General features: G+C 36.2%; 11 protein-coding genes and 2 pseudogenes. 10 read left to right on the plus strand and 3 right to left on the minus strand.

Annotated elements, in window-relative coordinates; translation table 11 throughout:
• Positions 1–184 precede the first annotated feature (184 nt).
• Genes ACFVSH_RS02360 through ACFVSH_RS02385 form a run of 6 tightly spaced genes read left to right on the plus strand, consistent with a single transcriptional unit; the run spans position 185 to position 6,411 of the window.
• Complete coding sequence (locus tag ACFVSH_RS02360; protein WP_387704646.1) at positions 185–1,528, plus strand: GntT/GntP/DsdX family permease; 1,344 nt, start codon at positions 185–187, stop codon at positions 1,526–1,528.
• Between the two features lie 29 nt (positions 1,529–1,557).
• The gene (locus ACFVSH_RS02365) at positions 1,558–2,646 is read left to right on the plus strand and encodes an alanine racemase (protein ID WP_387704648.1); all 1,089 of its coding nucleotides are present in this window, start codon (positions 1,558–1,560) and stop codon (positions 2,644–2,646) included.
• 14 nt (positions 2,647–2,660) lie between these two features.
• Complete coding sequence (locus ACFVSH_RS02370; protein ID WP_387704650.1) at positions 2,661–4,283, plus strand: N-acyl-D-amino-acid deacylase family protein; 1,623 nt, start codon at positions 2,661–2,663, stop codon at positions 4,281–4,283.
• 23 nt (positions 4,284–4,306) lie between these two features.
• Positions 4,307–4,768 carry a RidA family protein gene (locus tag ACFVSH_RS02375; RefSeq protein WP_387704652.1) on the plus strand — a complete coding sequence of 154 codons (462 nt, stop codon included), beginning with the start codon at positions 4,307–4,309 and terminating at the stop codon, positions 4,766–4,768.
• Between the two features lie 54 nt (positions 4,769–4,822).
• Complete coding sequence (locus ACFVSH_RS02380) at positions 4,823–5,464, plus strand: bifunctional 4-hydroxy-2-oxoglutarate aldolase/2-dehydro-3-deoxy-phosphogluconate aldolase (protein ID WP_387704654.1); 642 nt, start codon at positions 4,823–4,825, stop codon at positions 5,462–5,464.
• Positions 5,464–6,411, plus strand: a complete 948-nt coding sequence (locus tag ACFVSH_RS02385; protein WP_387704656.1) for a sugar kinase — start codon at positions 5,464–5,466, stop codon at positions 6,409–6,411. Before ACFVSH_RS02380 ends, ACFVSH_RS02385 begins: the two co-directional genes overlap by 1 nt.
• 364 nt (positions 6,412–6,775) lie before the next feature.
• Here ACFVSH_RS02385 and ACFVSH_RS02390 read toward each other — a convergent pair.
• Positions 6,776–6,954, minus strand: a pseudogene (locus ACFVSH_RS02390) (DDE-type integrase/transposase/recombinase); the annotation flags it as partial.
• Between the two features lie 95 nt (positions 6,955–7,049).
• On the minus strand, positions 7,050–7,883 hold the full coding sequence (locus ACFVSH_RS02395) for a glycerophosphodiester phosphodiesterase (protein WP_387704658.1): 834 nt from the start codon (positions 7,881–7,883) through the stop codon (positions 7,050–7,052).
• Between the two features lie 422 nt (positions 7,884–8,305).
• Here ACFVSH_RS02395 and ACFVSH_RS02400 point away from each other — a divergent pair, with 422 nt between their 5' ends.
• The 4 genes and pseudogenes from ACFVSH_RS02400 (at position 8,306) to ACFVSH_RS02415 (ending at position 10,006) form a co-directional block, all read left to right on the plus strand.
• Complete coding sequence (locus tag ACFVSH_RS02400) at positions 8,306–8,506, plus strand: helix-turn-helix domain-containing protein (RefSeq protein ID WP_387704660.1); 201 nt, start codon at positions 8,306–8,308, stop codon at positions 8,504–8,506.
• Between the two features lie 364 nt (positions 8,507–8,870).
• Positions 8,871–9,092, plus strand: a complete 222-nt coding sequence (locus ACFVSH_RS02405) for a hypothetical protein (RefSeq protein WP_387704669.1) — start codon at positions 8,871–8,873, stop codon at positions 9,090–9,092.
• 105 nt (positions 9,093–9,197) lie between these two features.
• Positions 9,198–9,295 (plus strand): annotated as a pseudogene (locus ACFVSH_RS02410) (DUF4822 domain-containing protein); the annotation flags it as partial.
• Positions 9,296–9,553: 258 nt separating this feature from the next.
• On the plus strand, positions 9,554–10,006 hold the full coding sequence (locus tag ACFVSH_RS02415) for a nucleoside deaminase (RefSeq protein ID WP_377413913.1): 453 nt from the start codon (positions 9,554–9,556) through the stop codon (positions 10,004–10,006).
• Positions 10,007–10,581: 575 nt separating this feature from the next.
• Here ACFVSH_RS02415 and ACFVSH_RS02420 read toward each other — a convergent pair.
• Entirely contained in the window at positions 10,582–11,028 is a 447-nt protein-coding gene (locus ACFVSH_RS02420) for a DUF5946 family protein (protein WP_387704663.1), read from the minus strand.
• Positions 11,029–11,773: the final 745 nt, after the last annotated feature.

Below are 11,773 nucleotides of genomic sequence, written 5' to 3' on the forward strand. Positions count from 1 at the left end.
TGTTCGCATATGTGAACGAATTATATTGTATTAACATATCGAGGAAGGCAAAGTCAATATGTTTTCGCATCAAATACATAGAATGTGCAATCGTTAAATGAAAGCGTTATCCGGTACCTCAATGCCTATTATCACTAGCTTAATCTGAAGTTGACGAAATATATGAAATAAAGGAGACGTAACTATGTCATCATCAACTCTTATTCTACTATTTGTCCTAGCAATTGTTGTTCTACTCTATTTAGTAATGGTAAAAAAGATGCAGCCTTTCCTCGTGCTATTGATTGTTAGTGTACTTCTTGGATTATTTGCAGGTGTTGACCCAATTAAAGTGGTCGAATCTGTACAAAAAGGAATGGGTGAAACCCTGGCTCAAATCTCAATAATTATCGGTCTTGGTGCGATGTTCGGTGAAATATTGAATGTATCTGGGGGAGCGGAACGAATCGCTTCAACGTTAATTGATAAGTTTGGAGAAAAAAGACTGAATTGGGCGTTCGTTTTATCAGGTTTTCTCGTGGGGATTCCAGTCTTTTTCACGGTAGGATTTGTAGTACTTATTCCTTTATTGTATTCGGTTGTTAGACGAACCAATAAACCAATATTGTATTTTGGACTCCCACTTTTATCCGGCTTAGCAGTGACTCAAAGCTTTTTCCCTCCACATCCGGGACCAGTGTCGACGATTGCCATATTAGGAGCTGATACAGGTTGGGTAATACTATTCGGATTTCTAACTGGGTTGCCTGCTGCTATTGTTGCTGGGGTGTTTTATGGTAGGTTTATTTCAAAAAAAATCCCAGTTTTACTTCCTGAAAATGTTGAAATACCTAAATTTGATAACAATAAAGAATTGCCAGGATTTTGGTTGATAATCATTCTTGTTTTGCTTCCTCTTGTTTTAATGTTGTCAGGTACCTTTGCCGATCTATTCTTTGCTGAGGATAGCGGTGGATACGTCGCATTACAATTTCTTGGAAGCCCAATTATTGTCTTGACGATTGCAGTATTATTGACACTATATGTACTTGGAAAGAAAAGAGGATTTTCAAATACTGATCTCCAATCGATTACTACAAAAGCATTTGAACCAATCGGAGGAATATTATTAATTATCGGTGCTGGTGGTATTTTTAAACAGATACTCATTGATACAGGTACAAGTAAGATTATAGGAGATGTAATGTCGGATTTTGGTGGAGGTTCGCTTATCATCACTGCTTTTCTAATTTCTGCTGCTATTAGAGTTGCTTTAGGTTCTGCAACAGTTACCATGGTCACAACGTCAAGTTTAATGTTGCCAGCCATTCAACAAATAGACTTATCTCAACCTATGTTAGCATTAATCGTGGTTACAATTGCCTCTGGTGCAACAGTATTATCTCACTTCAACGATGGAGCATTCTGGATGGTGGGTAAATACTTTGGATTGACAGAAAAGCAAACATTAATGTCATGGACTGTAACAGAAACTATAATTGGTTGTGTTGGATTTGTTTTATGTTTTATTATTAGCTTTTTTGTCTGAAAATTCCGGGTATTATAGGGGGACTTACAGTGGATACACCAACAATAATTATTGATCGGTCTAAACTTATGAATAATATTAAGAAAATGGCTGATGTATCGAGTAGTAATAAAGTTAGCTTACGGCCTCATATCAAAACACATAAAATTCCTTACATAGCAAAAGAGCAACTCAATGCCGGAGCGGTAGGAATTACGGTGGCAAAAGTATCAGAGGCTGAGGTAATGGCTGATTATGGAATTAATGATATATTTATCGCCTATCCTTTAGTAACTGAAAAAAAGATTATAAAAGCTATTGAATTAAGTAAGCGTATTCGACTTATTGTAGCGATAGATAGTTTACAAGGAGCGATCTTGTTATCGAAGTTTGCCTCTCAGTCAAATATTAAATTAGAAGTTCGATTAGAGGTTGATACGGGTTTACGTAGAACTGGTGTTATATATAATGAGGCACTGGAACTTGCAAAAAAAATTATAGTCCTTCCCAATCTTCAATTAACAGGGATTTATACGTTTAGAGGACCGGTGTTAAATGGAAAAACGACCCTTCGGCTTAAAGAAGCTGGCATAGAGGAAGGCCAAGTAATGGTGAACTTAGCAAAACAAATGAGACATGAAGGCATCGATATTCGTGACGTAAGTGTAGGATCTACTCCTACATCTGAATTTGCGGCAGAGGTCACCGGTGTCACAGAAATTAGACCGGGGACCTACATCTTTTATGATGCAATGCAGGAAAAGTACGGATGCTGTGCCGAGGAAGAATGTGCAGCAACTGTTCATGTAACGGTTGTAAGCAGGCCGTCTCACGATTTAGCGATTATTGATGGGGGAAGTAAAACATTTGCAACAGATGTGCAGCCTAATCAGCCTCCTTTACTCTTAAAAGGATTTGGCAAAGTTGTTGGACATCCTAATGTCACTCTTGAAAGGGTGACAGAAGAACACGGAATGCTTCACATCGAAGGAGATGCGAATTTACGCGTAGGTGATGTGCTTCAGGTTATCCCTAATCATATTTGTAGTACTGTCAATCTCCATAATGAAGTGTCAATTATAGATCAATTTGGTGATTGTGAAAGATACGCTGTTTTGGCACGTGGCAAATTACAATAAAGGGAGAGAGATAAATGCTTGATCTTGTGATTAAAAATGGCCGTATCGTAGATGGAACCGGAAATCCATGGTTTTTTGGAAGTGTGGGTGTAAAAGATGGTATCATCACACATGTTGGAACTGTAGATGTAGAAAGTAAGGACGTAATTGATGCGAAAGGCCAGATTGTTACCCCTGGATTCATTGATGGGCATTCTCATTCGGACTTGCTAGTGCTTAAAGATTCCAATTACGATATTAAGTTGCAACAAGGAGTAACTACAGAGGTTGTAGGAAATTGTGGGTTAGCTCCAGCTCCATTTATAAAAAAACGCGAAAAGCTGTTGAAAGAGTATATTGAGCCGGTAATTGGAGATACTCCGTGGTCATGGCCATGGGAAACAGTAGAAGAATATATTGACGTATTGTCAAAAGCAAATCTTTCAGAAAATGTGTCTACCTATGTAGCACATGGTGCCTTACGTATTGCTGTCATGGGGTTTGATAACAGACCAGCCGCAAAAAAAGAAATGGAAGCGATGAAATATTTGCTTGAGGAGGGGATGAAAGCAGGTGCAATCGGTTTATCGATCGGTTTACTCTATTCTCCGGGGAGATATGCTGCTAAAGAGGAGATAGTAGAGTTATGTAGTGTTTTACCTAAATACAATGGACTACTGTCCACACATATTCGTGGAGAAGGGAATAACTTAATTCCTTCAGTCAAGGAAGTCATTTGGATTGCGGAGAAAAGTGGAGTTTCTTTACATGTTAGTCACCTTAAAGCTGCTGGTAAACGAAACTGGGGTGATGTCATGAAGGCTATTGATCTTATTGAAGATGCACGTGCAAGAGGTATGGATATAACTTGTGATGTTTATCCATATGATGCCGGTTCAACTACACTTACAACCTTACTTCCACCATGGTCGCTTGAAGGTGGTATTTCTGACTGTTTAGAGCGCATTCGTAATGCTTCTACTCGTGAACAAATTAAAAAAGAAGTAAGTGAGGAACAAAAAGATTGGGATAACTTAGTCGTATCGACAGGTTGGCAGAATGTGATTGTTTCATCTCTTTCTATTAATAAACAATTTGAGGGACGCAGCATCTTAGATATTAGTAAGGAATTAGGAAAAGATTCAATTGATACAGCCCTTGATTTGCTTCTTGAAGAAAGTGGGAATATCGGGATTGTTTATTACCATATGTCGAGTTCAGATGTGGAGCAAGTCATTAAGTGGGATAAATCACTCATTATATCTGATAGTTTAGGTTGTGAAACCGGTAAACCCCACCCACGTACATTTGGAACATTTCCAAGGCTTTTTGCTAAATATGTACGCGAAGACAAGATATTATCATTGGAAGAAGCTGTCCGAAAGGTAACCTCATTTCCTGTGCAACGATTCTCATTAGGAAAAAGAGGGTTACTTTCTCCGGGCTATCAGGCAGATCTCACAGTTTTTGACTACAAAAAAATAAAAGATATATCAAACTATCAGGATCCAATACAATATCCTGAGGGAATTTCTTACGTTATTGTAAATGGAATCAAAACAATTGATCATAAAAGGAATCTTTTTTCATCAAACGGTCAAATGGTTCGATCCACTCGAACGCGACTGTTAGATTCATGTTCATGTTGTAAACATTAAATTAATAAAGAGGAGATACGATTATGACAAACATTGAAAAAAAACTTAAAGAACTAGGAATTGAATTAGGAAAAGCTCCATCACCTGCGGCTGTATACGTTCCAGCAAAAACCGTTGGAAATCTTGTATACACTTCTGGTGCAGATTGCCGAATCAATGGAAAGTTAATGTATCAGGGCAAGGTAGGAAGTGATCTTACTGTTGAACAGGGGTATGAAGCTTCACGTCAAGTTATGATTAATCTCTTGGCTGTACTAAAAGAACATATTGGGGATCTTAATCGGATTAAGCAAGTTGTAAAGTTGTTAGCTTTTGTTAACTCTGCTAATGGTTTTGTTGAACAACCATATGTAATTAATGGGGCTTCAGAATTATTAGAAGAAGTATTTGGTGAAAAAGGAAAACACGCACGTTCTGCTATTTCATCTAATGAATTGCCATTTAATACTCCAGTTGAAATTGAAATGATTGTTGAGATTGAATAATGGTAGTTAGTGAGTGTACCAAATTACATTTATTGAAATGTTGGGAGTGTTTGAATGTCTATACTAGAAGCGTTAAATAAGGAAAAAATAATTGCGATTCTTCGCAATGTTTCTGAAAAAAAACTTGATGAAACAGCAGATGCATTGAACCGAGGTGGCATTAAGCTAATTGAAGTTACAATGAACAGTGAGGGGGCATTACAAGCTATCAACCGCTGGAAGAGCCTATTTAGTAATAAAATGATAATCGGCGCAGGAACCGTTTTAAATTTACAAATGGCTAAAGAAGCGATTTCTGCAGGGGCGGATTTCTTAATTACTCCTAATCTAGATGAGGAGGTTGTTTCTTACAGTATCGATCAAGGAGTTGTTATTTGGCCGGGAGTGATGACTCCCACTGAAATGGTCCGGGCTTGGGAAGCCGGAGCAGAAGCTGTTAAATTATTCCCTGCTGGACTGCTTGGCATCGATTATATCAAGGATGTTAAAGGTCCACTAGACTCTATTCCGATTATTGCAACGGGTGGAGTCAATCTTCAAAATATTAAAACTTTCCTTGAAGCTGGTGTTCTTGGTGTTGGTCTTGGCAGTAGCCTAGTAGATAAAAAGTTGATTGAAGAGAATCGTTTTGATGACTTGACCAACCTTGCTAGAAAATACGTAACAGCAGTAAATCAAGAAAGTAGTAGATTATAATGGATGTAGTAACAATTGGAGAAACGATGCTCCTTTTTCAACCATTAGAGGAAAAGCCATTAATGTATTCATCTTTGTATTCAAAAACCATCGGAGGAGCAGAATCGAATGTAGCAATAGGCCTTACCCGTCTTGGAAAGCAAGCACGTTGGATTGGGTGTTTAGGCAAAGATCCATTTGGCGATGTGATCAAGGCTACACTAGCTGGGGAAAATGTTGATATCTCAAAAGTAGAACGAGATGAGATCAACCCCACTTCCATATATTTTAAGGAAATTTATAAAGTAGGAGAACCATGTGTCTACTATTATAGGAAAGGTTCTCCTTCAAGTAAGTGGGGGCCGGAACATGTTCAAGAACATTGGTTCGTAGATGCTGGTCATTTGCACATGACCGGTATAACTCCAGCTCTTGGAGAGAAAACGTTAGATTTTACTATTGCGTGTATGAGAATGGCAAAATCTTTAGGGTTAACAGTCTCTTTTGATCCGAATATGCGTTTTAAATTATGGAATGAAGAAAAGGCTAAAAAAGCGCTTGTAGAATTAATTTCTTTGTGTGATATATTTATGCCGGGAATAGACGAGGCAGAGTTTTTACTTGGAAAGGGAAACCCTGAAAATTTAGCAAGAAAAGCTCTTCAGCTTGGACCGCAAGTTGTAGCAATGAAACTCGGTTCTGAAGGCTCACTTGGTATGTTAAAGGATGGTACAACAGTTAAAGTATCAGGGGAAAAAGTAGAAAAAGTAGTTGATACAGTTGGTGCAGGGGATGCTTATGCAGCTGGATTTCTTTCTATTGGCGTAGACGGATTGGATGCTAATAATCTTGAAAAGGCACTTGAACGAGGTAATAAGATGGGGGCATATATTATTCAAGGAAAAGGCGATTGGGAAAGCCTTCCCTCATTAGCGCAAATGGAAGGCATAGAAATAAAAGTTCGATAATATTGTTTCGTTTTCTGAGGGGCTTCTAGAAAAGGGCTTGGTGCAAGAAATCAATGAAACTTGACATACTGATATTCCATGGATGCGACGACTGTGGACGTTTTTGTGACAAGATAGAACTAGAAATATAGAAATCTTGGTTGGTTCCATAAATAAAAAAATCCCGATTTTGAAATAGATTCATCAAAATCGGGATTTTTATTCACTTATAGGGGTAGCGTCATGGGTCCTACCAGCAAAACGCGGAAAACATACACTAAGGAAAATATTGTAGAAAGCAATGGTTATTAGCTGTGAATCTGGTTCTGGTGCAAATACTTGAAGAAAATATAAAAAAGCGAAAGATTTCTAGTGACCCCTGGTCTTAAGGAACTAGTCCAAACAATTGATGGATGAATTCTTTTTGATTTTGGACAGACTTCTCCCTTTGGAGAGTTGTCCTTTTTTGATCATGTGCATTGCCTCTATTCCCGCAATAATTCGTTTGGCAGTCCGTAAGGACTTTAATCCAAGCATCGGATGAATTCGTTTTTTAATACGACGTCATCTTAAGCCAACCAATGAAACGTTAAGAAGGTTTCAACCCCAAGATCAATCTCCTGTAGAAATCGACCTTTTTTCTAATAACTATACAAATATTAGTTTCTTGGATCTACATAATCTGGATAATCCGTAATAATAGCGTCAACTCCCATATCTAATAGGAAATCTGCTGCCTCTTGACTACGTACTGTCCATGATCCAATTTTCATATCAAGAGAGTGAACTTGATTCACTAATTCTTTAGTAACAATTCCATAGCTTGGATTAAAATAGTCAGCATAGGTTGAAAATTCCTGTAAGGCTTGTTCTGTTGTGTCAGCTCTTGAAGATGTTAACACACCGATTGGAACTTTAGGAACGAGATCATTCATTTTTTCCATTGATTCATGGTTAAATGATTGGAGAATGATTTTTTCATTTTGTGGTTTATCAAGATTTCGTTCTTTTAATTCTTCAGCTACACTTTCTTCAATCCCAGGATATAGCTCTGGAGCCTTTAATTCTACTAATATTCCAATTTTCCCGTGGTAACGATCAAGAATCTCATCAAATGTTGGGATTTGTTCACCAGCAAATTTCTCATCTTTCCAGCTGCCTGCATCAAGGCTTCTTAGTTCATCAAACGTAAAATCACCAACTTTTCCAGATCCATCCGTCGTTCGATCAACTGTCGTATCATGGATAAGTACTAATTCTCCATCCTTGCTTCTTTGAACATCAATTTCAATATAATCTGCCTTCATTTTTACTGCTTTATCATAAGCAGCAATCGTATTTTCAGGTGCATATGCCGATGCACCACGATGGGCAACATTATCAACCTTTCTTAAGTCTCCTGTTGTTATTGTTTCTGATGCAAAAACTTGACTTAGTGGACTGAATAACATAGTAAACGCTACCCCGGCACCTGCTAATAATTTTTTGTTCATGTCACCATCTCCAATCTAAAATATGTATACAGCTATAATTATAGAAAAGAAATGTTGAAGTAATATGTTTATACTGTAATGGTTTTATATGTTTAATATCCTTTTTAATCAAATGGAGATTTACGGTCAAGATTCCGAAGTAGTAAGGGACCGTTCAAACTTTATTTCAAAGTTACGCATGCCTCGTGTATCTGTCTTTATATACTTTTTCATTAATCCATAAATCCCAGAAGTAATAGCTAAAGAGATTGCGATCCATGGAATTTTGCCATAGTCATAAGTAATTACCATTACTCCTAAACAAGCCATTATCATCGATATAAGAGTGCCTGTTCGTATATTATCTTTTACTATAAGGACGCCTAAAAACAAAGTATAATAGTCATAGAGAATTAAATGATACCGGTAAAAGAACAAACTCTATGACAGGTAGAAGAAAAACAACGTTAGAAGAACGAATTAAAATTGTAAATTATTGTATACAACTTCAGAAAAACTATCTGCTCGCAGCCGAAAGCTATGAAGTTTCTTATCAACAGGTATATCAATGGGTCAAAAAGTTTGAAGCAGATGGTGAAGAAGCACTACAAGATAAACGCGGTCGAAAGAAAGAGGAATATTAATTAACAGATGAAGAAAAGTTTAAGATGGAAATGAAACGTTTAGAGCGAGAAAATGAACCATTACGTGCAGAAAATGCTTTTTAAAAAAAGTTAGAGGAATTTGAAAGGAGGCGTCGTTAACAAGCGTTCGTCTACAAAATAAATATAAAGCGATTCAAGATTTTCATGCCATTGAAAACCTGCTAGTAATCCTTTTATGTGAAATTGCCGGTGTATATCGTGCTGCTTATTATAAATGGCTACAGCGTATGCCAACAGCTAGAGAATTAGAGAATGAAGAAATTCTTCGGAAAATTCAAACCGTTTATGCGCGAGTAGGAGGCATTTATGGGTTTCGAAGAATGAAATTAATTATTAAAATAGGATATATCATAAAAAGATTAATCATAAACGTATTTATGGCTTAATGCACATCGCTGGATTACAGTCCGTGATTCGACGGAAAAGAAAGCGCTATGTTCCTTCACCTGCGCAATATGTCGCTGAAAATAGACTAAATCGCGAATTTACTGCAATCAAGCCCAATGAAAAATGGGTAACAGATGTCACGGAGTTCAAATTAGGAAACGGAAGGAAACGTATTTAAGCGCCATTTTAGATCTTTACGACGGCTCCATTATTAGTTATGTATTGGGACATTCAAACAATAATAAATTGGTATTTCGAGCGTTTTATCAAGCTATTACTATATTATAAAAGAACTGGCAAAGACAAAGATGGTAAAGACATACCGTATTCGTTGAGCATGAATCTTATAAAGGTGATCTTAAACCAAATTTCACTAAATGAAAAACGTCAAACTAGGATTAGCATCTAGTCAAAAAGGGAATGGATTTCTCTGTTCCCCTTTTTGTTTTCCTTTAACAAGAAAAAAAATAATTGGAAATTCTTGGACAACTGAACTTTTTCCTCCGACAATGGTATCCCCAATTTCAAATTTATAGAACTATAGTGTTTATAGGTGAACGATTATTCAGCAAGGCCAATGTTAATGTCTTATAATTACATTAACATTATTTAATTTAAATCATTAATGGAGGTTTTGAAATGGATAAATTCATGGAACGAGCAGTAGAACTAGCGGTAGAAAATGTTCGTGAGGGTGGACAACCTTTTGGTGCAGTACTTGTGAAAAATAACAACGTTGTAGCTGAAGGTGTTAATGAGCTGCACAAAACTTATGATGTTAGTGGACATGCGGAATTACTGGCTATCCGGCGCACGCAAGAGCAATTACAAACGAATGACCTATCAGGTTATACAATGTATGCAAGTGGGGAGCCTTGTCCAATGTGTCTAACGGCAATGTACTTTGCTGGAATCGAAAAGGTTTTTTATTGTGCTTCAGTTGAGAATGCGGTTGAAGTGGGATTAGGGAAATCTAAAATTATATATGAGGATTTACAAAAAACAAAAGCAGAACGCTCACTTTCGATGATACAAATGCCATTAAATGAAGGGCAAAAAAATCCAATGAAGCTTTGGAAGGAGAGAACGTAGTCTTGGGAAACTGTGGGTTTAATGATTCAGGGAACAAGTTTATATAAGTTTATTGCTTCAGCAAACGGGCGCAATTGTTGAATAAATCCCAATTTCTCATTAATATTACTGAGAGATTGGGATTTTTAATACTGGAGTATCCTTAACGTTGTAAATATGCGTTTTGCTGGTGGTACCCTATGCCCATCAACCCAAGAAAATAGGTCATCCCCAAAACGATAAATTGAGCTTATAAGTTACAAGAAAGTCCAAAATTTCGTTCTGGGGGTACTACAAAACTTTAACTTGATGGCAATGTGACGCTACCCCTGTTTACAGTTAATTCTGTGTAGTTTTCGAATAAGGTTTGAGTAAAAAGGCATAACGATTCCTAATTTGATAACAAACAAAAACACTCCATTTTGAAAAAAGTTTGATCAAAATGGAGTATCTTCTTTAAACAAAGTTATAGTTTTATAAAAAATTTTGATCATTTCAATTACACTTGTTCACGATTGACGGAAACAGTAATCCTTTGATTATTTCATACTTGTACATTTGTAGAGGGATATAATTTTCATTGAACTAATGCCCTATTACTTTAATTCGATTCTTATTTGATCTTTCCACTTATTTATGTTTTCGATTGCATTTTTTTCTTTCCCTATATATATATCATTGATTGTCATGGACCAAAATTTAAATGTACGCTGTCTATCCTTATTAGGTACAGGATTTGTTATTTTATCTATATTGCTAACTAATTCACGGTTTCTCTTTAGAATATAAGCTACTTCCCATTCCTTATCATATGCCTCAGTAAATAATGTAATTAAATATCTATACCCATCTTCTGTATAATTTGATGGATGTTGTATCATATAGCAGGAAACAAGCCAGAAATGTAAAGCATATAATGCTGGATCGTTATGCTCCCAAACAAGCGGAAAACCAAATTGCTCATAACATGAATATCCCTCTATCTCTTTGGCCCCACATTCGACACATCGTCCCAATTCCATTTTTGTATCGTTATTAACCATAATTAATTTTCCTTTCCTAACTTAATTATAACCATATAAATTTTAAGTCTTCACGTTACGTAAATGTCAATTAATTGTGTAATCATGGTTCTTATAATTTTCTACTGTTATTTTTAGCTTTAAAATAAAGTTCGATTAAAACTCATTTAGAATCTTCAATCGAAAAGGAATAAAACGATACATCTTTTTTGCAAACGGTATAACTTTCTTTAAAACGGTACATCTTTTTTATAATCAGTACGACTTTATTTCAAAGCTACATTCTGTATGGGGCCTATTTTGTGGATGATAATACAAAATCTGTACCTCCTTATTAATTTTAGTTTTCAATATAATGTATTCGGCTGTGAAATTTTTGATTGTCTATGCATATTAGGGCTATTTTTTCTCTCTATAATTCTAGTATCAAAAATCCATCCACCATGTCATTTTCACTCTCCTTTTTCATAAATGTTGTTAAAAACAATAAGAGAAAATGAGAGTCAAATCGATGAAGAAAATTTTTCTTACTAAAAAGCGACCTTGATCATCCATCAACTTCGGAATCACAAGGTCGCTTAGTTTATTTCGCCTTCCATTAACCATTTAGCTAATCAAGTTTCACTATTGTAAATGATGCAGCATTAATTTTTTGTTTACCTATAATCGGTAATAAGGTATCCGTGGATGGACCGATGTTTCTAAGTTGTAATGTTGAATTTTTTTGAATATGAATAATAGCTTGCCCAATGAGCATCAGGCTCGC

The organism is Peribacillus sp. NPDC058002 (assembly GCF_042886655.1).
GTDB lineage: Bacteria > Bacillota > Bacilli > Bacillales > DSM-1321 > Peribacillus > Peribacillus aracenensis.